Origin of the sequence: Vibrio gallaecicus (genome assembly GCF_024347495.1) — a bacterium.
Taxonomy (GTDB): domain Bacteria; phylum Pseudomonadota; class Gammaproteobacteria; order Enterobacterales; family Vibrionaceae; genus Vibrio; species Vibrio gallaecicus.
Genome location: NZ_AP025491.1, coordinates 802,705 through 825,157, shown reverse-complemented (window position 1 = coordinate 825,157; position 22,453 = coordinate 802,705). Strand labels below are relative to the sequence as shown.

General features: G+C 39.2%; 18 protein-coding genes. 13 read left to right on the top strand and 5 right to left on the bottom strand.

The features are described 5' to 3' along the window. Positions 1-68: 68 nt before the first annotated feature. The 3 genes from OCU78_RS18080 to OCU78_RS18070 all read left to right on the top strand — a co-directional run bounded on the left by OCU78_RS18080 (position 69) and on the right by OCU78_RS18070 (position 2,357). Positions 69-197, top strand: coding sequence for a hypothetical protein (locus OCU78_RS18080; RefSeq protein ID WP_257217135.1), 129 nt, complete (start codon positions 69-71; stop codon positions 195-197). A 219-nt stretch (positions 198-416) separates the two neighbouring features. Next, on the top strand, positions 417-1,028 hold the full coding sequence (locus OCU78_RS18075; RefSeq protein WP_137374171.1) for an acyl carrier protein phosphodiesterase: 612 nt from the start codon (positions 417-419) through the stop codon (positions 1,026-1,028). Between the two features lie 57 nt (positions 1,029-1,085). Further along, positions 1,086-2,357, top strand: a complete 1,272-nt coding sequence (locus tag OCU78_RS18070) for a DEAD/DEAH box helicase (RefSeq protein WP_137374172.1) — start codon at positions 1,086-1,088, stop codon at positions 2,355-2,357. A 112-nt stretch (positions 2,358-2,469) separates the two neighbouring features. Here OCU78_RS18070 and OCU78_RS18065 read toward each other — a convergent pair whose 3' ends face one another. Further along, positions 2,470-3,204, bottom strand: coding sequence for a TetR/AcrR family transcriptional regulator (locus tag OCU78_RS18065; RefSeq protein ID WP_137374173.1), 735 nt, complete (start codon positions 3,202-3,204; stop codon positions 2,470-2,472). 157 nt (positions 3,205-3,361) lie between these two features. On the opposite strand from OCU78_RS18065, the gene OCU78_RS18060 reads away from it, so the two are divergent. Genes OCU78_RS18060 through OCU78_RS18050 form a run of 3 tightly spaced genes read left to right on the top strand, consistent with a single transcriptional unit; the run spans position 3,362 to position 8,543 of the window. Continuing rightward, positions 3,362-4,435, top strand: coding sequence for an efflux RND transporter periplasmic adaptor subunit (locus OCU78_RS18060; protein WP_137374174.1), 1,074 nt, complete (start codon positions 3,362-3,364; stop codon positions 4,433-4,435). After that, complete coding sequence (locus OCU78_RS18055; RefSeq protein ID WP_137374175.1) at positions 4,435-5,490, top strand: efflux RND transporter periplasmic adaptor subunit; 1,056 nt, start codon at positions 4,435-4,437, stop codon at positions 5,488-5,490. Before OCU78_RS18060 ends, OCU78_RS18055 begins: the two co-directional genes overlap by 1 nt. Beyond that, positions 5,487-8,543, top strand: a complete 3,057-nt coding sequence (locus OCU78_RS18050; RefSeq protein ID WP_137374176.1) for an efflux RND transporter permease subunit — start codon at positions 5,487-5,489, stop codon at positions 8,541-8,543. Before OCU78_RS18055 ends, OCU78_RS18050 begins: the two co-directional genes overlap by 4 nt. 317 nt (positions 8,544-8,860) lie before the next feature. Here OCU78_RS18050 and OCU78_RS18045 read toward each other — a convergent pair whose 3' ends face one another. Together OCU78_RS18045 and OCU78_RS18040 are read right to left on the bottom strand one after the other, a co-directional pair. Then, positions 8,861-9,598 carry an EAL domain-containing protein gene (locus OCU78_RS18045; RefSeq protein WP_137374177.1) on the bottom strand — a complete coding sequence of 246 codons (738 nt, stop codon included), beginning with the start codon at positions 9,596-9,598 and terminating at the stop codon, positions 8,861-8,863. 550 nt (positions 9,599-10,148) lie between these two features. Then, positions 10,149-10,784, bottom strand: coding sequence for a hypothetical protein (locus OCU78_RS18040; protein ID WP_137374178.1), 636 nt, complete (start codon positions 10,782-10,784; stop codon positions 10,149-10,151). A 192-nt stretch (positions 10,785-10,976) separates the two neighbouring features. Here OCU78_RS18040 and OCU78_RS18035 point away from each other — a divergent pair, with 192 nt between their 5' ends. The 3 genes from OCU78_RS18035 (at position 10,977) to OCU78_RS18025 (ending at position 12,483) form a co-directional block, all read left to right on the top strand. Beyond that, entirely contained in the window at positions 10,977-11,222 is a 246-nt protein-coding gene (locus OCU78_RS18035) for a DUF2164 domain-containing protein (RefSeq protein WP_137374370.1), read from the top strand. 155 nt (positions 11,223-11,377) lie between these two features. Then, a complete protein-coding gene (locus OCU78_RS18030; protein WP_137374179.1) occupies positions 11,378-11,917 on the top strand; it encodes a cytochrome b in 540 nt (179 codons plus the stop codon). Continuing rightward, a complete protein-coding gene (locus tag OCU78_RS18025; protein WP_137374180.1) occupies positions 11,914-12,483 on the top strand; it encodes a YceI family protein in 570 nt (189 codons plus the stop codon). The genes OCU78_RS18030 and OCU78_RS18025 overlap by 4 nt, the downstream gene beginning before the upstream one ends. Before the next feature lie 403 nt (positions 12,484-12,886). On the opposite strand, the gene focA is transcribed toward OCU78_RS18025, so the two are convergent. Then, positions 12,887-14,338 carry a formate transporter FocA gene (gene focA, locus OCU78_RS18020; RefSeq protein ID WP_137374181.1) on the bottom strand — a complete coding sequence of 484 codons (1,452 nt, stop codon included), beginning with the start codon at positions 14,336-14,338 and terminating at the stop codon, positions 12,887-12,889. A 281-nt stretch (positions 14,339-14,619) separates the two neighbouring features. Between focA and OCU78_RS18015 the strand changes: the two genes are divergently transcribed. Together OCU78_RS18015 and OCU78_RS18010 are read left to right on the top strand one after the other, a co-directional pair. Continuing rightward, on the top strand, positions 14,620-15,525 hold the full coding sequence (locus OCU78_RS18015; protein ID WP_137374182.1) for a LysR substrate-binding domain-containing protein: 906 nt from the start codon (positions 14,620-14,622) through the stop codon (positions 15,523-15,525). A 228-nt stretch (positions 15,526-15,753) separates the two neighbouring features. Beyond that, a complete protein-coding gene (locus tag OCU78_RS18010; protein ID WP_137374183.1) occupies positions 15,754-16,248 on the top strand; it encodes a DUF1097 domain-containing protein in 495 nt (164 codons plus the stop codon). A gap of 174 nt (positions 16,249-16,422) precedes the next feature. Here OCU78_RS18010 and OCU78_RS18005 read toward each other — a convergent pair whose 3' ends face one another. Continuing rightward, positions 16,423-18,123, bottom strand: a complete 1,701-nt coding sequence (locus OCU78_RS18005; protein ID WP_137374184.1) for an ATP-dependent endonuclease — start codon at positions 18,121-18,123, stop codon at positions 16,423-16,425. A gap of 236 nt (positions 18,124-18,359) precedes the next feature. On the opposite strand from OCU78_RS18005, the gene OCU78_RS18000 reads away from it, so the two are divergent. Continuing rightward, positions 18,360-20,105: a bifunctional metallophosphatase/5'-nucleotidase gene (locus tag OCU78_RS18000; RefSeq protein ID WP_137374185.1), complete on the top strand. Its 1,746-nt coding sequence runs from the start codon at positions 18,360-18,362 to the stop codon at positions 20,103-20,105. Positions 20,106-20,739: 634 nt separating this feature from the next. Beyond that, complete coding sequence (locus OCU78_RS17995) at positions 20,740-21,867, top strand: TerC/Alx family metal homeostasis membrane protein (RefSeq protein ID WP_137374186.1); 1,128 nt, start codon at positions 20,740-20,742, stop codon at positions 21,865-21,867. Positions 21,868-22,453: the final 586 nt, after the last annotated feature.

Genomic DNA, 22,453 nt, shown 5'->3' with positions numbered 1-22,453 from the left:
AAGTACTGGTGCAAGACGTTATCAGTAAATGGACGCTAGGTCCGAATCAAGGAATAGAAGGGCACAATATGAGTGACCAATACACAAACGAAGAAAACTTGGAATTGCTAGATGCTATGGAAATTGGTATCCAGTTATCAGATTATGAGCAAATGATTCAGCAACTCGCTGAAGACATCTTCAAACCAGCTGAATAATTTGCGCTAACTATTAATTTTCTTAAGCATTGATTTATTAACCATCAACTTGTTTAGCTATCACATTGTTTAACCTGAACCTCGTAAAGTTCGCTAGAATTACATCATCAATAAATAAGCTTTCATGCAATAAGTTTATAGTCAGTGTTTTCTATTTGTAGTAGAGATGATGAATACGTTCACAACCGTATACGATTAAGCATGCTTTAATGAGGTTCAATGAATTTTCTCGCCCATCTTCATATCGCCCATCATTGTAAAAGTAGTCTTGCCGGTAATTTACTGGGAGATTTTGTTAAAGGCGATCCTTCAAAACACTATAATCCTGAATTATGTGCTGGTATTAAGCTTCATCGTTTTATTGATAGTTTTACGGACACTCACGAGATAACTTTGCAGTGTAAGCGGTTATTTTCTAATGAAACTCGTCGTTATTCGCCAATTGCTTTAGATGTGTTTTGGGATCACTGCCTCGCTCAGAATTGGTCAAAGTATCACCCACAGCCGTTATTCAACTTTTGTCAAAACTCACATCGAACGATTCAGCATGAAGTTGAACCGCATTGGTCTGAAAACTTCGTATTTGTTCACGAGAAAATGAGCCAAGGTCGTTGGCTTGAGTCTTATCAAAGCATGGAGTCGATAGAAGTCGTTCTACAACGCATGGCTCTAAGAAGACCAAGATTAGCAGCATTGGCACACTGCTTTAAAGATTTAGAGGAACACTACTATTCGCTACAGTGTCACTTTGAGTCTTTCTATCCTATCGTGTTAAAGAACGCCTACCAATTCAATCAGCTTGAAATACAGAAAAATAATCACGAAAGCTAAACAGTTTTATGTAGGTTTGCTACAATCCGCGCCTATTTAATCTTTGAGCAACTTATTATGTCTGAATCCACCAAAGCCTTTGATCAACTTGGCTTAACTGAGCAATTATTGTCGACGTTATCTGAGCTGAACTTCACAACGCCCACCAGCGTGCAAGAGCAAGCAATACCATTGGTTTTAGAAGGCAAAGATGTTTTAGCAGGTGCACAAACCGGTACTGGTAAAACGGCAGCGTTTGGCTTACCAATTATTCAAAGATTAATTGAGACAAAAGATAACGTGATCCCAAACCCTAAATTAGTTCGTGCATTGATTTTAGTGCCGACAAGGGAACTGGCCCAGCAAGTGTTTGATAACTTGGTGAGTTATGCAAAAGGAACCGACCTTAAGATTGTGGTTGCGTACGGCGGTACAAGTATGAAAGTACAAACTGACAATTTGAGAGCAGGAGCCGACATTCTTGTCGCGACACCTGGTCGTTTAATTGACCATGTTTTTACAAAAAATATCATGTTAAGCCAGACTGAGACTTTGGTACTAGATGAAGCAGATAGAATGCTTGATATGGGCTTCTTACCTGACATTAAGCGTATTTTGAAACGCATGAATGATGTTCGTCAGACGCTTTTCTTTTCAGCTACATTCGATAATAAAATCAAAACGATTGCTCACCGAATGATGCAATCACCTAGTGAAATTCAGGTGACACCGAAAAATAGCACTGCTGAAACGGTTAAACAGATAGTTTATCCAGTGGATAAAAAGCGTAAAAGTGAGTTACTTGCTTATTTAATTGGCTCTAAAAACTGGCAACAAGTCTTAGTCTTCACTAAAACAAAGCAGGGCACAGATGACCTTGTAAAAGAATTAAAGTTAGATGGAATTAAAGCAGCTTCCATTCATGGAGATAAAAGCCAAGGTGCGCGTCAAAAATCACTAGATGATTTTAAATCAGGTAAAGTGAGAGCACTAATTGCAACTGATGTAGCCGCTCGTGGTATCGATATTCAGCAGCTAGAACAAGTTGTGAACTATGATATGCCTTATAAAGCGGAAGATTATATACATCGAATTGGTCGAACAGGGCGTGCTGGCAATAGCGGTCTTGCTGTTTCTTTAATGGGACGTGACGAAGAATATCTTCTTGAAGCTATTGAGACTTTGCTTGGTAATAGACTTCCTCAAGAGTGGCTCAAAGGCTTTGAGCCAAGTTTGGTGGATGACTCTGCACCAGAACGTGGTGGGCGAGGAAAAAGCCGCTCGTCAGAAAAAAGAAAGATGAAAGCTAAATTGAAAATTCATCAAGGTCGAGGTCAATCCCGTCGATAAGGTATCGCCCTTGTTAAGGTATTAACTGATTACACATAAAAATGCGCCGTTACAGAAACTCTGTAATGGCGCATTTTTTATCTGAGAAAGTAAAACTGTATTTTCTTTCTGGTTACGCTTGATCGTGGTTACATTTCCAAACGCAAGGCACATCATAAATCAGGTCTTCTAGACAACTCGGGTTAAGCACCCACTCATCTTCAACTTGAAACTTACTGACCATTTGTGAATTGAACATTTGCCAATGATTCATCAAAGCTTCTTCAGAAGTGGCTTTCATATCGCCTTCGTTCCAAGTGCTTTCCATAAACGGAGTCAAACAGACGGCTCCATTGGCATACATGATCATTTGCCATTTTATTTCGTAAATATTGACAATGTTATCTGGGTTAGCATCGTTAAATTGGTCAGCCAACATATTAATTTCATATTCAAGATCACCAACATTGTCGATGAAGTAATCCACTAGATTGTCTGTTTGACGAACGGAATCCGAGAGTAATTGCATAGGTCTACGCGAATGAATCATGTTGGTAAAAAGCCGCATAGAAAACAAATAAATGGAGATGTTTGGCGTAATGTCTTTTGGTAGCTCTTGCATTATCTTACTAATGTAAGATTGAAAGTATGAGTGTAAACAATCACTTATTGAGTGCCATATTTTCTCTTTGCTACCAAAGTGATGACGAATAAGGCTGTGAGAGACACCCGCTTTTTCACTAATATTTCTTAGTGATACACGCTCATAACCTAAGTCGCAAAACATCTCTGCAGCAACTGTCATAATTTGAAAGCGTGTTTCTTCAGCATCTTTTGCGCTTCTTCTGCCTTGCTTCTTCTCTGTCATATCAAATTCTACATTAATAATAGCTGGAATAGATTCTACACTGTTTTTGTCATAATAAAAAATACTGTACACGTGGAAAGTAAAACTTGTGTAATGCCTCAATTTCAATATACTGCACACCTGTGTAATAAATTATAATGATAAATGGAGATGCATTATGCAGCCCAATAGGTCTATTAAAGTAATCAGCATTACGATTATGGCGTTACTGTTAAGCAGCGTTCTTACCGGGTGTGATAAAGCTCAATCAGAAGAAAATGAATTGGTTGTTAAACCAGTAAAGTTGTTTGAAGTGCCTTTGCAGAGTGAAATGGCATTAGATCGCTTTATTGCTAAAGTTGACGCAACTGATCGCGCGGCACTTTCTTTTCAAGTTGGTGGTGATATTGAAACTTTCTCTGTTCGTATGGGGCAAGAAGTAAAGAAAGGTCAAGTGTTAGCTGTATTAGACGCAACAGACTTCCGTATTGCGGTTGATGCTGCACAGGCTAGTTTTGACTTAGCTAATAGCCAGTACAAACAAGCGTCAGAATTGTATGAGAAAAAACTTGTAAGTACTGATTACTACGATCAAGCCGTAAACACTTTTACAGCGGCTGAAGTTGAGTTAGACCAAGCAAAAACGAACCTAGGCTATACCGCATTAGTCGCTCCATTCGATGGTGTAGTGTCTATGGTATTTGGTAAGCAATATCAATTGATTGCAGAAAAGCAGCCGGTACTTAATATTCTAAACCACAGCGAAATGGATGTTACTTTCTCTATTCCGGTATCGAAACTGGAAGACCGCTCAATTCAAGATCTAACCAATTCAAATATGTGGGTTGTAATGGATAGCCACCGCGGCATTCGCATACCGACTCGTTTTAAAGAAATTTCAACTCAACCAGATGAAGACACTAATAGTTATGAGGCGGTTGTGTCTATTGAAAAACATGAAGACATTAATCTGCTTTCAGGCATGACAGCGCAAGTTGAAGTTCAGAAAAATAAATCTGAATACGGTATTGGAATTGTTGATTCAGCTTGGCTAAGTAAAAACGCAGATAGTGGTGAACTGTGGCGCTATAACCCAGATTCACAGCTTATCTCTAAAGTTGAAGTTACTCTAAATAGTCAAGGCAATGTGATTGATGGTCTGTCTTCTGGAGACCTTATCGTAGAAGCCGGTGTAGATGTGTTATCAGATGGACAGCAAGTAAAAGCTTGGTTACGTGAGGGTGGTATTTAATGAACCTTTCTAAATTATCCGTTGTAGTTTTGTCTGCATTGCTGTTGCAAGCTTGCAACAATGAAGTAGCTCACCGAGAACAACCTTCTCTTTTAGTTTCAACATTTGAAGTTGACGCACCACTTACTGATCAATTCAGAAGTTTTAATGGTCAAGTTATGCCTGCTGAACTGACACCTTTGGCATTTAAGTTGTCTGGCGAAATTCAGCAAGTATTGGTTGAAGCTGGCGATAATGTCGAAAAAGGGCAGCTACTTGCAACTCTAGACAACGCTACTTATCTTCAAGATTTAACGGATGCTAAATCGCAGTTCCAACTTGCAAGTAAGCAGTTGGCTCGTGGTACAGAGATGTTTGGCAGAAAGATGCTTTCGCAATCAGAGCATGATCAGTTGACGGCTAATTATAAGTTGGCATCGGCTAATTTTGCTGCTGCAAAACGTAAACTAAGCTATACCGAACTTCTAGCACCATTTTCTGGAACAATTTCCACAGTAGATAAACAGCGTTTTGAAAATACGACACCAGGTGAAACGTTATTAAGTGTTTATCAAAACGACAAAGTGTATGTGCGCATTCAAGTTTCAGATTCTATCTTGGCATCAATTAGCCCTGAAATGCGCTCAAGCTCCTACCATCCTCAAGCAACATTTGGTGGTCACACTGATCAATACCCACTGACTTATTTAGAGCACACAAGTGAACTCCACCCTCAATCTCGTACTTATGAATTTTGGATGCAAATGCCGCAACCAGACAATGAGATTCTCCCGGGTACAAGCGTCACGGTAAATGTCGATATGGCAAAAGCTGGTTTAAGTGATGTACAAGGTTACCTGCTCCCAATGACGACACTGCAAGCGGGTGCTGCAGAAAACCAGTTTTATGTTTGGAAAATAGATGATGGCAAAGCATTCAGAAGCGCAGTTGAAGTTGACAAGATCAGCGGTCAAGGGGCTCTTATCGCTCATGGTGTTGAGCAAGGTGAGCTACTCGTAAATTCAAATCTAAGAAAACTCCGTGACGGAATCGAATTGTCAGGAAAAACAGAATGAACATCGCAGAATATTCAATAAAAAACAAAGTAATCAGCTGGCTATTTCTAGTCATTTTAGCCATTGGCGGTGTGACGTCTTTTGGCAACCTATCCCGTTTAGAAGATCCAGCTTTTACCATTAAAGATGCAATGATTATTTCAACTTACCCTGGCGCTACGTCAATGGAAGTTGAAGAGGAACTGACTTATCCACTTGAAAAAGAGATACGACAGCTTCCTTATATCGACAAGATCACTTCAACTTCGTCGAATGGTATGTCTCAAATTATGGTTAGCATGAAGATGGATTACGGTCCTGATGAGCTGCCGCAAATTTGGGATGAGATGCGCCGTAAAATCAACGATCTACAACCGACACTTCCAAGTGGTGTTAACTCTGTTCAAATCATCGATGATTTTGGCGATGTATTTGGCGTGATGATGATGCTGACAGGGGATGGTTATGACTACGTTGAGCTTAAGCAATACGCAGATTACCTGACTCGAGAAATCGAATTGGTAGAAGGTGTTGGTAAAGTCAGCATCGCTGGTAACCAACAAGAGCAACTTTTTGTTGAGATGTCTCTTGAGAGGTTAGCGGCTCTTAACCTAGATATGGGTACCGTGAATTCACTATTAGCACAGCAGAATAATGTAGTTTCTGCTGGTGAAGTTATGTTGAATGGTCAAAGCTTAACGATCAAACCTAACGGTACATTGAGTACGGTTGAAGAGCTTGAAAACCTGATCATTCATGGCCGTGATACGGGCAACTTGATTCGCTTGAAAGACGTAGCTGACGTTACAAGAGGAATCCAAGAGAAACCCGGAAATGTACTAACTTACAATGGCAAGCCAGCCATCAATATCGGTATTGCATTTTCATCAGGCGTAAACGTTGTTGAAATAGGTAAAGCACTTGATGCAGAAATTGATCGCTTAGAAAGCATTAAACCAGCGGGTGTAGAGCTTAACTATTTCTACAACCAAGCGCAGGAAGTAGATAAATCAGTTGCTGACTTTTTAATTAGTCTGATTGAAGCCGTTGCGATTGTTATTATCGTTTTGCTTTTCGCAATGGGTTTACGCAGTGGTTTAATCATTGGTTTAGTACTTTTGTTGACTGTTTTCGGCACCTTCATTCTCATGGACTACAACAACGTAGAATTGCACCGTATCTCGCTGGGTGCTTTGATCATTGCTCTGGGTATGCTGGTGGATAATGCGATTGTTGTGGTTGAAGGTATTTTGGTTGGCTTGAAAAAAGGCAAGACTAAACTTCAAGCTGCTAAAGACATTGTGACGCAAACACAGTGGCCACTACTAGGCGCAACCATTATTGCTATCACTGCCTTTGCGCCTATCGGTTTATCGAAAGATGCAACCGGAGAATTCATGGGCTCATTGTTCTGGGTGCTGTGTTTCTCATTGTTTTTGAGCTGGGTAACCGCACTAACGTTGACGCCATTCTTAGCTGAAATGATGCTTAAAGAAGAAGATAAGGTTGATGAAAACGAAGACCCTTACAAAGGCATCCTATTCGTTGTGTTTGGCGCCTCTTTAAAACTAGCATTACGTTTTAGATGGGTAACTGTAGTTAGCATGATTGCATTGCTTGCGGTATCAGTTGTTGGTTTCGGTATGGTGAAGCAACAGTTTTTCCCGCCTTCAAATACGCCAATGTTCTACGTAGATATGTGGATGCCAGAAGGCACTGATGTCCGTGAAACGATCAAACAGACAGAAAAAGTTGAAAGCTACATTCGTAATCAAGATGATGTGGAGTTTGTAACAACAACCGTTGGGCAGGGCATGCAACGTTTTGCTCTGACATATCAACCTGAGAAAAGCTACGAAGCGTACAGTCAATTGCAAGTTCGAACGACTGACCGTGACACTATGTTTAAAGTCCTAGAAGAGCTAGACAAGGACTTAGCCAACAAATTTGAACAGCCAACATTCCAACTCAAATTGATTGAATTTGGTCCTTCACCAGCTTCGAAAATTGAAGCGCGCATCATCGGTGCTGATCCACAAGTACTGAGAAACATAGCAGTGGAAGTAGAAGATATATTGCTAGCGGATCCTGGCTCGAGAAATGTTCGTCACGACTGGCGTGAACGTACTAAAGAGTTAGTTCCACTGTTCAATGAATCGAAAGCTCGTCGTCTTGGCATTTCAAAAACTGATCTGTCAGAAACGCTACAAATGGCATTTGGCGGTTATAACATCGGATTATTACGTGATGGTACGCACATGCTGCCAATCGTAGCGCGCTTACCAGAAGAAGAACGCTTTGATTTTGAATCACTAAACAAAGTGAAGATTTGGAGCCCATCGCTGCAAACTTACATTCCGGTTGAACAGGTGATTGATGGTGTAGAGCTTCAATGGTCAGAGCCACTGATTCAGCGTCGCGATAGAAAACGTACACTAACGGTACTGGCTGACCATGATGTACTTGGGGATGAAACGCCTGCGAGTTTGTTTGCGCGTGTGAAACCCAAGGTAGAAGCATTAGATCTACCGGAAGGCTACAGCATTAGCTGGGGTGGTGAATACGAAAGCTCTAAAGATGCGCAAGAGTCTTTGTTTGGTTCGTTGCCAATGGGTTACTTGCTGATGTTCATCATCACTATGCTTCTGTTTAACTCGGTACGTAAGCCTCTCGTAATTTGGTTCACAGTACCTCTATCAATCATTGGTGTGTCTATTGGTCTGTTGAGCACCAATATGCCATTCAGCTTCACAGCATTCTTAGGCTTACTGAGTCTAAGCGGCATGATTTTGAAGAACGGTATTGTACTGCTTGACCAGATCAACAGCGAACTATTAACAGGTAAAGACCCTTACTTAGCTGTAGTTGATAGTGCAATTAGCCGTGTTAGACCTGTTTCAATGGCAGCGTTAACCACTATTTTAGGCATGGTACCTTTGGTATTTGATGCATTTTTTGGCTCGATGGCAATAACAATAATGGCAGGCTTAGGCTTTGCTACGGTACTTACATTAATCGTTGTACCTGTGATGTTCGCTATCTTATATAGAATCAAACCATCCACTGCCGGATAAAAGGATTTTTAATCTCGTGATTCTTTAGCCAACCCAGTCGAAATACTGGGTTTTTTTAGCGGTTCACAAAGTAAGTGTTTTTGTGGAAGCTATACATAGAAACATAAGAAGTAAAAAAGAGGTGAGGGTAAAGCGGAAGTAAATTCCACATGCTGGTAGTGATTACAGTGGAACAATTACTGTTAAAACGAAGAATTGTTAGTCGTTAGTCGTTAGTTGTTAGGTAGAAGTCAGAACTTGAAATTAGTAGAGTAGGTGAGAAACCATAAATGTAAAAAGACCTGGATCAGGGAGAACAGGTCTTAAATATCGGTTGTTTAACCTGTTTGCTGAGTGTTCAGGTTGATTTTTTCAGGCATTGCAAGGTGGTAGCCCTGGTACATATCAAACCCAAGATCTTGCATCGCATTGAGCTGTTCTGGTGTTTCTATACCCTCTATAACAGTTTTAGCGTTCATTTTTTTTGCTAAAGACAGGGCGACTTCAATTTTCTCTGAATTCCCTTGTTCGAACTCAAGCATGAGAGAGCGGTCAATTTTGATAATGTGTGGTGCAATTAGCTTAACGCGACTGACCGTTGAAGCATTTGAACCAAAATCATCGATAGCGATTTGAAAACCATTGTCAACTAATGAACTTGCAGCAATTTTGAGATTGGTTTCGCACTTTGCATCGAGCTCAACAAGCTCCATGACAATTTGACTACTTGACAAATTAAGTTCAACAAGGCGTTTAGCTAACAGGCTATCACTTACGTCTTCAACAGCAAATAACTCGCCTACATTGGGTAACACATTTAAGAAAAGATGTAGGTGAGAAATATCTGATTGAGCAAAGTTTCTAATGTGAATGACTCGACTTAAGCGCTCAACATTGATCTTATCTGTATTGCAGGTTGCATCAGAATGAAAAAACTCATCAGGGCGTACAGTATTGCCTTTGTCATCAACAATACGGACTAATGCCTCAACACCGATTTGAGTCATTGTTGAATCAAATATGGGTTGATAAACACTGCCCAGCGTCAAATTTTTGTAATCAGCTACAAACTGCATGTCGTCATCGACGTATATGCAGCTTATAAACTCACTTCTCTCACTTAAAATCATAGTTTAATACGCTACAAGTAATACATTACAATGGTGAAGCCATTGTTTAACCAAGTGTCACAATATTGACATGTATGAGTGAATTGTCAATTAATAAAGCCCAATTTCGAGTATTTAGAATAACACCCCATTTAGCTAATTAATATGCAATCACAGCCCCCAAAACTTACATTTTATTTGAAACTTTTTACTGTATACCATTGAAAATACTTGGCTAATATATTGGGTGAATTTATATAGTCTTAGTATTATCAGAAATAAAAATAATAAGTAAGCATACTATGTAATTAACGGATGATTATTTATCGATTATGGACGAGTGTCTAAATTAACTCTAGTAATCGATTACATTTTGTTTCTGCATATGAATCAAATATCACTTGAGACCTTATGGGTAAAGGTTCGAATAAGTGAGGGTTTGTATGTTGTGACGATATTTTCAGCTTGCGATGAATGTCGAATTATAAAGGTATTTTAAAGTGAGAAGTAATAATAACTATTGCCATTGAAGAACGGCATAAAGTTGAATATATTTCCTTACCATTTGTTGATTTATTGAACGCTTTAATGGATGTCCAAATTTTATATAACAAGGACTTATATTGAAATTTTCGCTTAGGATATGCGCAAGTTGCGAGTCACTTTTATATAAAGTGATACCCTGTTGCGTATATTCATTGACAGTATCAGGAAGTTCACCCATCCACCAATGAAGAAGTTCTCGGCTATTTTTATTTCTACCGATCCAATGGTCACTAATTAAAATTAGTAAATCATTAGGTTGTATTGCAAAGCCATATTCTTGTTGCCAACTTTGAATATCTGACATTAATTTCTTACGGCATACCTTTCCTGCACTGACCATATGATGAGAGATCACCCAAACTGTCCCAATTTCGGAAGAGATTCTAAAATGATGCGGGTAATCCGGTGACTCGACTGTATCTAAGGGGCTAATTTCAGAAGCATGCTCGAAGCTGAGAAAGGTGTGCTGCATTCTTCTGGCAAATGCCTTACCGATATGATGCTCACTAATACCTTGATTATGGACTGTTGGGTAATGGCGTTCACAGAGCTTTAGGCAATCGTCTTGAAACAGATTGACACTTTGAATGACGAGATCTAATAACAATGAGCACCCTTACTACCAGGTAATGAAATTGAGAGTTTGTCATAGTACGGTAAATTCATTTGAGATGACTATCATCAAATAGTTAGTTCATGATCTCTCTATCAAAAATAAACAATAGCGCGAGTAATTATCTGAGTAGCTAGCGATATGATAATGAGTGTTTTAAATTATTGTAAAAAAAGAGGATTAATGATGGATATTCAGTTAGACAAAAATCAAAAAAAAGCGTTAACCGATTCATTGCAAGTTTACCTACAAGATGAGCTTGATGTCGAACTCGGTCAATTTGATACAGAGTTTCTTGTTGATTTTGTAAGTAAGAAGTTTGGAGCCGTTTATTACAACAAAGGTATTGAAGATGCTCAAAAAGTAATGGAAAGAAAAATGTTAGATATTGCAGATGAATTGTATGAAATTGAGCAAATTGTTGAGATTTAAGCTAGGGAAAGCACGACTTGTTCGAAAATTTTGAATAAGTTGATTCATTTCATCCTGTGTCCTTTATGTAAAGCTTGGTAAATAATGTGTAACAAGAAGGGGCACAACGTTAAAGTTAGCCGAAATCATTCCCATTTGTATTAGTGTGGTTATTCATGGAAAACAAAATCAAAAATTATAATGCAGTTGCTCGAGCAATCCACTGGATTTCAGCGCTGACTATTTTTAGCTTATTTGGTGTAGGTTTATGGATGGTTGATCTTTCTTACTATAGTGAGTGGTATAAAACTGCCCCTGATTTACATCGTTCTGCTGGAATTTTGCTAGCGGCCTTAACTCTAATTAGAATCGTTTGGAAGCATGTGACCACGTCACCTTCTGTTGAAGGGAAACCTTATGAAGTTGTTGCGGCTAAACTAGTGCATGGTTTTATGTACATTAATTTATTTGCATTGTTTATTTCGGGCTATTTGATTTCAACATCAGATGGTAGAGGAATAGACGTATTCAATTGGTTCACCGTTCCAAGTTTAGGTGAGTTATTTGAAAATCAATCTGATCTTGCGGGTTCAGTTCATTACTACGCAGCTTGGGTGCTGATCATCATGGCATCAGTACACGCTCTAGCTGCAATTAAACATCATATTATCGACAAAGACGATACGTTACGAAAAATGATAGGAGCTTCAAAATGAAAAAATCAATTATCGCTACAGGACTAGCATTCGCAATGGCAATGCCTTTTGCAGCAAACGCAGCCGATTATGTGATTGATACAAAAGGTGCACACGCATCAGTAAACTTTAAAGTAAGCCACCTAGGTTACAGCTTTATTCAAGGTCGCTTTAACACATTCTCAGGCGATTTTTCTTTTGATGAAAGCAATGTTGAAGCGTCTAAAGTAAATGTAACTATCGATACAACTAGTTTAGATTCAAATCATGCAGAGCGTGATAAGCACATCCGTAGTAAAGATTTTATCAACACAAGCAAATTTAGCGACGCTAAATTCAGCAGTACAAAAGTTGTTGATAAAGGTAATGGTAAACTAGATGTGATGGGTGACTTGACTCTTCATGGTGTTACTAAGCCTATTACAATAGCAGCAGAGTTTATCGGTGCTGGTCAAGACCCTTGGGGCGGAGAGCGTGCTGGTTTCGTTGGTACTACTCGTCTAGAGCTTGTTGATTTCAACATTCCAGTAATGGGCGCTTCAAGCTATGTAGATATGGATCTGCATGTTGAAGGTGTAAAAAAATAGCAGTATTTTCTTAGCCTAGAGCCTTCTAGGTATTTGCTTTCAGTGAGTGGCTTCTAAATTTAAGAAGCATGCATATGTTGCAATAGACTGAATACATAAAAATATAGAATGAAGAAAGGCGCAAAGTATTACTACTTTGCGCCTTTTTATTATGTTGAATTTAAGCTATTCATTTCTAGAGCGTCTAGCAAGAATTATATTAATTTAAGCCGTATTCTCACTAGAACCATTCTCACTAAATCTATACTAACTACATGACTATTATTAATTTTAATCTTTGTAGGTTTAGCTTTGTTACTTATTATCCAACTATTAGCCTAACGTTGTATGGCGAATAATTCTTTATGATTAGCGTTCTAACTACTGTTTTACCAACTAATGCTCTTACAGCTAAGGTTTTTAGTTACGCCGTTTCTAGTTGTGCTGGCTCTACAATATTCAAACGATCACCGTATACTGGTCGTAATGACTTCATTACTTCTGCTCTGGTGAGCATGCCAGTCATCACGCCGTTTTCTAAAACAGGCAGCATATGTGGCTGGCTCACTTTCATCGCTTTTGCTCGCTCTTCAAGAGATAGAGAAGTTAAGCGAGTCGCGATGCCCATGCTTGTTGTTGGGTATAGCTGCTCTTTATCGATGCATAAGAATTCAGCAACATCCACAAGTTTGTCTGTAGAGCTTATTGCGATGACATCACGGCTCATTAAATCAACAACCTTTTGACCTTTAACTGGTAAGTAATCTTGGCACCACAAATCAACCATCACGTCATGCACAGAGAAAAATCCAACTAAGCGACCTTCAATGTCACATACTGGAGCGCCAACTTGGTTAGCATCCAAAAGTGTATCGATAGCAACGGCAGTTGGCATTTCCACACTAAGAGTAATAGGTTGAGTATTCATGATTTCTTTAACTAGAGTGTTAGTGTTCATAGGATTTTCCTTAACTGACGTAATATTTGTTGTTTGAGTAATAGTGGCAACTTGAGTTGCTTTTAGTTGTGGGCGGCGGTAGATGCTCCAGTTAGCTAATCCAACGAGTACTGCACCTCCGACGATATTGCCAAGTGTTACGGGTACTAAATTAGCGGTAACGAATTGCACAATATTCAAATCTGCGTAGCTTGCTTGGCTTGCGCCTATTTGTACCCAGAAGCTTTCAGGTGCAAATGTTTGGATAGTAATCCCCAATGGCACCATGAACATGTTGGCAACACAGTGTTCAAAACCGCTGCTGACAAACATTGCTACGGGTAGAACTGTCATCATTGCTTTAGTCATGGCATTGGCAGAACTAAATGTTAGCCATATAGCCAAGCAGACGAGTAGGTTACATAGCACCCCTAAAGCAAACGCTTGAACTGGGCTATGGTGTAGCTTGTGTTGTGCAATGTTTAGAGCATTAAGTCCCCATTGACCATGATCCAATTGGTACAAACCTGCCGCCGCCACAAGAGCAAGAAGAAACATTGCTCCTATGAAATTACCTAGGTAGACCTTTCCCCAAATAGACAGCATCTTGCCAAATGTAATTTGCTTATTTGCCCATGAAATACTAGAGAGAACTGAACTTGTAAAAAGCTCTCCACCACATATCACGATTAATATAAGCCCCATACTAAATGCGATTCCGCCTGCTAAGCGGCTGAGCCCCCAGCCTGCATCTGCACTACCTGTTGTTACGGTTATGTAGAATAAGAATGCTAAGCCGATAAAAGCACCTGCCATAATGGCTAAGCTGATTGTCATCCCGCTCGTTTTACTGGCTTTACTTAATGCAAACTTTTCAGCTTCAGCCATCATTTCTGTCGGTGAAAACAATTGATGATTTTCAGAAGTACTGGCAGCCATACCACCTCCTTGAACAATCCTTCATACGTAATTCCTAGTGTTTTAATGAGTCAGTGTTTAATGAGTAAAGTGTTTATTTATTTGTTTTGCAGACTGTGTTTCTGTGCTGCCAAATCAGATTACGACTCGAAGGTGCTTAGGTAAAATTGATAATTTTTAAAAACCTTATCAAAAATATTGATATAGATTTTTCAGAGGGTAAAATGAAATTGATTGCTTACAACGTCAGTTTTATAAAGCGATGGATCCACATATAATGACAATAAAATTAAGGAAGAAAATTGCGCTATTCACTTAAGCAACTAACGGTGTTTGACGCTGTTGCAGAGTCCGGCAGTGTGAGCCAGGCTGCTGACAAGTTAGCCCTGACACAATCCGCGACCAGTATGTCGCTTGCACAACTAGAGAAAATGCTCGGCAGACCTTTGTTTGAAAGGCAAGGGAAGCAAATGGCGCTTACTCATTGGGGGATGTGGCTTAGACCCAAAGCCAAGCGTTTATTGCAAGATGCTCAGCAAATTGAGATGGGCTTTTATGAACAGCATCTATTAAGTGGTGAACTTAAACTTGGCGCGAGCCAAACTCCAGCAGAGCACTTAGTTCCAGACCTCATCAGTATTATTGATAACGACTTTCCGGAAATGAGAATTGAGCTTGGAGTGCAAAGTACCCAAGCTGTGATAGATGGAGTTCTGGATTACAAATATGATTTAGGTGTGATTGAAGGGCGCTGTGACGACAACCGAGTGAATCAAGAAGTGTGGTGTACAGACCATTTAACCGTTGTTGCATCGGCTCATCATCCATTTGCAAAACGTGAAAGGGTCAGTTTGGCTCAATTAGAGCAAGCAAAGTGGGTATTACGTGAACATGGCTCTGGCACTCGAAAAATATTTGATAGCTCTATTCATCATTTAATTTCAGATCTTGATGTATGGCGTGAGTATGAGCACGTTCCAGTACTGAGAAGTTTGGTTGCGAATGGTCAATATCTAACATGCTTACCATTTTTAGATGTAGAGCGTTTTATCGAATCAGGACAGTTAGTAACACTGAATGTGCCGCAGTTAGAAATGGAAAGAACACTTTCATTTATTTGGCGTGCCGATATGTCTGAAAACCCGCTTGCTGAATGTATAAAGCAAGAAGGTAAACGAATGATGAAAGGAAGACCATCGGTCCTTTAAGATTCTAATTTAGATAATATTCATAAAAATCCCACCCAAACCTAGATACCGATATCTGTTGATTAAGCGATATCGGTCTCCTTATTGTGATAAACCCAATCCACCGTACATTGTTAGTGTGATTTAGATCGCTAGAAAAAGTCCATTCTTCACATAGTATGCATACTTGATTTTATATGAGGCTAAACAGGTAGTAGCAACAGCAACTACTGAATGTTTAGAAATAGTATGAGTACATTAGTCGCAATTTCTTTAACAACAGGTATTTTGTCAGGTCTTTGGGGATGGATTGCCATTTCTTTTGGCTTACTCTCGTGGGCTGGTTTCTTAGGGTGCACCAGCTACTTTGCTTCACCTACTGCCGGGTTTAAGGGGCTATTGAGTAGCTTACTGACAAACATGACTGGCGTTTTTTGGGCGATGGTGATTATTCACAGCTCAACATTTGCAGGTCTTGAAATTCTGGGTTATGTGATTACGGCTGTGGTTGCTTTCTTTATGTGTATTCAAGCAAAACAAGCTTGGCTAGGGTACATCCCTGGTACCTTCATTGGTTGTTGTGCGACATTTGCAGCAGCAGGTGATTGGCAACTTGTTGTGCCTTCACTTCTGCTCGGTGGTGTATTTGGATACTTAATGAAAGCAACGGGCTTATGGCTTCATGAAAAATCAAACCAATCTTCTGAATTACCAGAACAACACTCTAAACAAGTAAAAGCTTAAGCACGCGAAAGCTTAAATCAGTTTTTACACAATGTTGGTTGTACTGTAAGGATTAAGATTAACCCCCGATTAATTTGTATATGTTTTTATACAGGCACACCATTTGGTGTGCCTTTTTTAATAGAAGTTATAATCAGATTAATCTATAAAATATTCATATATGAAATCAGAAAGTTAGGTATTACCGTTTGCCATGGTAATTACACGCTTTAGCGTCCATCTAAGTAGCAGAGGAATGCACTCTTGACCGCGACTTTCACAATAAGAAACAATAGCTAAAGCTAGGTCGGGTTTTGCGTGTTTTTTTAAGACTTTCATTACCACTTTTTTGGCTGGAATAGGGTGATCATGCGGGATCTTCACCATATCTCTAAAAAAAGTTTCAAAGCCATTCGCATATAAATAATGCTCAATGTCTTTATCTGGCAGTTCTGTCAGTCTATGTCTCTCTTGATCGTGTCCGAGCTGTGAAATAACAGTGGAAGCATACTTTTTACCTGCTGCATCTCCATCAGTCACTACGTGCCAATCAATCCCAAACTCTTTGGCTACTTTGATAAGAGCTTTCAAACCGGATTGTGCAAACTCAATGATTTGAACGCCTTCGGCTGCTAAGTTATAGCCACATTGATTCGCTAACTCATTGAAAAGCCACACTTCCGTTTCACCTTCCACTAATAACCAGCACCTTGCGTATAAAGCACCAGAACGGTGAAAACGAATATGAAAACCGATTCTACGCAGTTCATCTTTACAGAATTTGTTTGTAGATAGCTGATTTGCGACAGTTTTGTCTGATTGACGAACTAACCTACGAATGGATTGTAGAGGTACAGCTGCAAGAAGGTCACCACTGTTAGTCGTTAAGATCTTTTGCATGGGTAACTTCTGCAATAAACTCCAAGCTCTAGCAAGGTGTGTCGGGTGTAAACGACCTTCAGGATCTTCAAGGATCAATAAAGGGCGAGCGCAACGCCTTAGATCGGTTGGTCCCTTTGCTTGTAAATAGGCATTCAACAGTCCCATAAACAGCAGTTGAGTTTGTTTGTTTTTCGTTTCTTCTACAATTTGGTGAATACTTTTGTCATTTGCCCCTGATGAATAGAGTAAACCGTCTCTTGGTTTACGAGGATTCTTTCTTGTTAAGCTCTTAAATGAAAAGTAGTGCTCAATTAAACTTTGCATTGAATTAAGGCTGCTACGCATTTCACCTTTGTTTACATGTCCCGGAATAGCCATTAAACGTCGGCAAGTGTTATCAATTCGTTTTTCAACTCTAGTGTTACCGTTAGTCTGTCCATTGCCATTGCCATTGCCATTGCCATTGCCATTGCCATTGCCATTGCCATTGCTTTTAGCTGTTTGAGCATTAAATGGTCGCTCGAAGTGCCTAGCATCACGCAGGCGAATTACCGGGTGAAGCGTCATTAATTCTTGCGCTAATTTTTCAGAGTGGTGAAGTTTAAGAGGATTTCCCTCTAAATCTAGAAAGGCGTAATGGGTAGTGGTTTCGTATTGCTCAAGGGTTGCACTAATTCGGTAATAGATTCGAAAGACGCCAAATTCGTCTTGAACCCAAATCGGTTTTAATTTTCGGTATCGACCAGCATTAAGTTCGCTTTTGTCATTAGCTTTAAGAGAGAGAACGATTTGAAGGTGCTGAGATTGTGGGTGAGAAACAGAATAGTCGACATGAAAATCGGGCATTTCGAAATGATAGGGGATGCCATCTGCGGGTAATACGACTGAAAGTGCATCTAATAAAGACGATTTACCCCACGTATTTTCACCTATTAGTGTGGTGAGCTCATCAAAAGCTAAAGACATACGTTTGATACCGCGAAAGCCAGAAATTTCTATTCTTTCTAATTGCATAGGCTTACTCCTGCTGGTGTATCTGCTAATTGTTTGAAAGCTAACAGATTACTTTCATCATAATAGAAAATTCACCGTTTGGTGTCTTGCCTGGTCACAAATCAAAATCTTTTGGTAGAAATCACTCTTTTCTATACTGAAATAAGAGTGAGATTTTTTTGCAGTCTTGTTTCATAAAATTCACGATTCTGTCATGATTCTCCACCTAGTATGAATGGGACAAAGAGAGAAATCATATGACTAAAAATAATAAGCCGACCAAAATTGTTTTGGCACACATTAATGACACCCACTCATACTTTGAACCAACGTCATTACAGCTATCACTAAATGTGAATAAGCAAATCATCGAACCTTATGTTAGTACTGGCGGGTTTGCTCGAATCGCAACACGTTTTAAACAATTAAAAGATGAAGCAACGAGACAAGGTAAGGGTACACTGTTTCTACATGCTGGAGACTGTTTCCAAGGTACTTTGTACTTTTCATTATTTAAAGGTAAAGCGAATGCCGACTTGTTGAATGCTCTGAATATAGATGCAATGACATTAGGTAATCACGAGCTTGATATGGGTAATGAACCGGTGGCTATCTTCGCTAAAAAGATTGAGTTTCCTTTACTGGCAGGTAACTGGGATTTATCGAATGAAGATATCAATAAAACTCATACCTTATCTGATAACCCCATTATTAAGCCTTACATCCCTGAAACCCATAGCGCGACTTTTATTACCAAAGATTTTGATGGAGAAAAGATCGCAATCTTTGGCTTAAGCATCGATAAAATGGCAGACATTGCCAACCCAGATCTAGATACGCCATTTACCTCCGCATTGAATACAGCGAAAGCGACGATTGAACAAATTCACCAGCAAGGGATTAACAAAATTATTTTGCTCAGCCATTTAGGCTATGAAGCAGATTTAGATCTAGCGAACAAAATTGAAGGAATCAGTGTCATCGTGGGTGGGCATAGTCATAGGTTACAGGGTGACTTTTCTGGCGTGGGTTTAGTAAAAGATGATGAATACGGTGTCTTAATTAATGGCACTTATGTCGTTCAAGCCGGTTTTCACTCTATGAGTTTAGGTCATTGTGAGATTGAGTTCTCAGCTGAAGGCGAAGTCATAAGTTTTAATGGTAAAAATGAGTTACTTCTGGGGCGCCGATTATTTTTAGATGCCAAAATGAGTGAAGAAGGCAATGATCAAGCCCATCAGTTTGCATGTAGCTATTTGCACCAACACCCAAATATTATTGTGTGTAAGAAAGACTCTGGCATTCAAAGCATTCTTGTTGATAAGTATTTACCAAGAGTAAGAAAGCTTCAGCAACAAGTGATCGCTTCTACTGATAAAAAACTTCGCCATGTGCGAGTGCCAGATGAACAAGGCGCAAGTGAATTAGCCCCTCTTGTTGCGCAGTCTTTTCATTACATGATGAATAAGAAAGGGCACCAAGTTGAGTTTGCTATCCATAATGCTGGTGGAGTCAGAAATTCACTTAATGCCGGCGATGTATCTGTGGCAGATATTGCCGGAAAACTGCTTCCGTTTGCCGTGCCTATTGGCGTTTATACCGTACTGGGCAGTACAATGATGGCAATGCTAGAGGGGGCAATTAACAATTCAATAGACAATGGTGTAGTGGGCACGGGTACTGGTAGCTTTCCATATACCCATAACCTTAAATTCTGTTATCACAAAGAACACCCGATCAATCATAGAATCAGCCACTTGGAAATTTACACGGAAGCGATGGGATGGCAAAAGGTCATATCTAATCAAACCTATATAGGTACTTCATCTGCTTATACCATGAAAGGTAAAGAAGGCTATGGTGCAGTATTAGATATGCTGGATGAAGGATTGGTTACTAATGTTTCAATGGCCGATTGTTTCATCGAGTTCTTGACCGATCAACCTCAAGCATTAGGTAATAATAATGGCTATGATTGCCTCGCGTGCGTTTGCGAAGGGTAATGTACAGATAGGTAATATGGCTGAAAATTTTCGAAAATAAAGGTGTTAACTCGCGTACTTTCGGTATGGTTTTTGCTCTATTTTTCTTGACCCTAATAAAGGATATTAGGCTTGGGAGAAATCAGATGTGGAATAAAGATTGGGTAGATGCAGTTGTCGTTGTAGGTTGGGTTTCAGCTTGGTCGGTACTGGTTTATTTTGTACCTATTTCTGGTGTCTAGAATGTTCCTAATACCGTTTATTATGTTTTCGTATTAGACCTTAGCTCTTAATTAAAATGCAATTAATGTATAGAAAAAACATAATAATCAGCCCTATAGAAGTAACATTCTTACTACAGCGTGATGACATAAAAGGAGCGAAATGCTCCTTTTGTTTATTTTGGTAAAATTTATATAGACGTCAGAAAATTTGAGGACTACTATCCACTCGTTTGGGGAGTAGTTAGCGCAAGTTTATTTATCGTCATCTCGTTAAGCCAAAGAGCTTATCCGGTAAATAAAGGTGAAATCCCAATTTCACTTCAACGAGACCAACGCAATCAACATTGAGTAACACTGGATCTATACAGTGTTTTTCTTAATTAGTTTTGTTTGCGGAAGGTCTAATGAAAGTCCTTCCGCCCGGAGGGATAATGAACCCAACTGAATCTATATCATCAATTAGTTCCACCGTTTCAAGCCTCGCTTCTTCAGGCTTAGACACTTCAAGCTCAGTTATATCAAACTTAGTTAGCGCAAGTATAGCGACTGCAAGTGTTGTTAACTCTAGCTCTGTAACTGTAAGCTCTGTGGCATCGAGCAGTGAAACTGTATTGAATTCATCAAGTACTATTACTTACGCTTGTTTCTTCTTGTTAACGCTTGTTCTGGTTGCTATTGATATCTATCAAACACGCGGCGGTAATGTCACGATCAAAAAAGCTGGCACTTGGAGCGTTTTCTGGATAATGCTCGCATTCGTTTTTGCAGGCTCCATTTATTTATTCTGGGATGTCTATTCACCTTCAAGTGATTACTCGCCTCAGAAAGCTTCTATCGCGTTTATAACGGGTTATTTATTAGAGAAATCACTGAGCGTTGATAACTTATTTGTATTTGCCATGATTTTCGGTCAATACCAGGTACCTGAGCATTTAAGACCTAGAGCATTATTATGGGGTGTAATAGGGGCGCTTGTCCTACGAGCGATTATGATTGCTGTTGGCGCTCAGTTGCTCGCTCAATACCATTGGGTTCTCTATGTATTCGCTGCTTTCTTAATTGCCACTGGTGTTAAGCTTGCACTAGACAAAGGTGAAGACAGTATTAGCCCTTACCCTGAAAAATTACTGCGTAAAATTATGCCTGTGAGTGATAGTTTTCACGGTAATGCACTGCTAATTAAACAAAGTGGCAAGTGGCTCTTAACACCAATGATGCTAGTAATCGGTGCAATTGCAGTGATGGATGTGATGTTCGCTTTAGATTCGATTCCTGCAATCTTTGCAGTGACTCAAGAACCATTCTTAGTATTAGCTGCGAACGTATTTGCACTACTAGGGTTACGATCACTGTATTTTGTGCTTCAAGGTATGATGGATAAGTTTATTTATTTGAAACCTGCCTTATCGTTCATTATGGTTTTTATCGGTGTAAAAATGTTGTTGGTCGAAAGCCAATGGGCAATTCCAACCTTTGTTTCACTGGGTGTTCTAGTTTCAACTATGCTGATTGCAGTTGTGGCATCCGTATACAGTAAAAAAACGGTCATCACTTCCTAAGTAGCAGTTCAAGATAGTAGCCAGTCATTATCCATATGACTGGCTATTTACTTTCATTCTCATCAAAATCAATGCCCCTATAAAGACACCATTCTTTATTCGTTTTATTGCATCTTCCAATCAATAATTTATCGCTTTGAATGATGATTCATTTTTGATTGATACAGTTCATTATTATAAAAATCATACAGACACCATCCTACTAATACTTTTTGGAATATAGGCATGAAGAATATGCCGTTCACTATATTTTGTTTTGGTAAACCGATGCAAAGTAGTAATAAATAATCCTTACTGGTTCCTTACATTAACAACAAAATAACTAATCAAAAAATATGGTTAATATAGAATGGAAGGGGCTGTGTAAAATAAATTTTGTAAAAAAATTGTGATGCAAAGCATGCGTAAATGGTAGTAAATTATGCGAAATTCAATAAATAAGCACAATTTTGAATTTGTATTCAATTATATCGAATGCATAATCAAAGAGATTGTTAATGGTTTGTTTTATTAGAAAAACTAATCTGAATTAGGAGTTTTTGTCATTTTGTAATTGCCATAAAAACACTTAATATTCTTCTCAACG

Bases quoted from the DNA above. Each gene is read 5' to 3' on its own strand.
- OCU78_RS18080 (WP_257217135.1), top strand. From the start codon at position 69: ATGAGTGACCAATACACAAACGAAGAAAACTTGGAATTGCTAGATGCT.
- OCU78_RS18075 (WP_137374171.1), top strand. From the start codon at position 417: ATGAATTTTCTCGCCCATCTTCATATCGCCCATCATTGTAAAAGTAGT.
- OCU78_RS18070 (WP_137374172.1), top strand. From the start codon at position 1,086: ATGTCTGAATCCACCAAAGCCTTTGATCAACTTGGCTTAACTGAGCAA.
- OCU78_RS18065 (WP_137374173.1), bottom strand. From the start codon at position 3,204: ATGACAGAGAAGAAGCAAGGCAGAAGAAGCGCAAAAGATGCTGAAGAA.
- OCU78_RS18060 (WP_137374174.1), top strand. From the start codon at position 3,362: ATGCAGCCCAATAGGTCTATTAAAGTAATCAGCATTACGATTATGGCG.
- OCU78_RS18055 (WP_137374175.1), top strand. From the start codon at position 4,435: ATGAACCTTTCTAAATTATCCGTTGTAGTTTTGTCTGCATTGCTGTTG.
- OCU78_RS18050 (WP_137374176.1), top strand. From the start codon at position 5,487: ATGAACATCGCAGAATATTCAATAAAAAACAAAGTAATCAGCTGGCTA.
- OCU78_RS18045 (WP_137374177.1), bottom strand. From the start codon at position 9,598: ATGCAGTTTGTAGCTGATTACAAAAATTTGACGCTGGGCAGTGTTTAT.
- OCU78_RS18035 (WP_137374370.1), top strand. From the start codon at position 10,977: ATGGATATTCAGTTAGACAAAAATCAAAAAAAAGCGTTAACCGATTCA.
- OCU78_RS18030 (WP_137374179.1), top strand. From the start codon at position 11,378: ATGGAAAACAAAATCAAAAATTATAATGCAGTTGCTCGAGCAATCCAC.
- OCU78_RS18025 (WP_137374180.1), top strand. From the start codon at position 11,914: ATGAAAAAATCAATTATCGCTACAGGACTAGCATTCGCAATGGCAATG.
- focA (WP_137374181.1), bottom strand. From the start codon at position 14,338: ATGGCTGCCAGTACTTCTGAAAATCATCAATTGTTTTCACCGACAGAA.
- OCU78_RS18010 (WP_137374183.1), top strand. From the start codon at position 15,754: ATGAGTACATTAGTCGCAATTTCTTTAACAACAGGTATTTTGTCAGGT.
- OCU78_RS18005 (WP_137374184.1), bottom strand. From the start codon at position 18,123: ATGCAATTAGAAAGAATAGAAATTTCTGGCTTTCGCGGTATCAAACGT.
- OCU78_RS18000 (WP_137374185.1), top strand. From the start codon at position 18,360: ATGACTAAAAATAATAAGCCGACCAAAATTGTTTTGGCACACATTAAT.
- OCU78_RS17995 (WP_137374186.1), top strand. From the start codon at position 20,740: ATGAACCCAACTGAATCTATATCATCAATTAGTTCCACCGTTTCAAGC.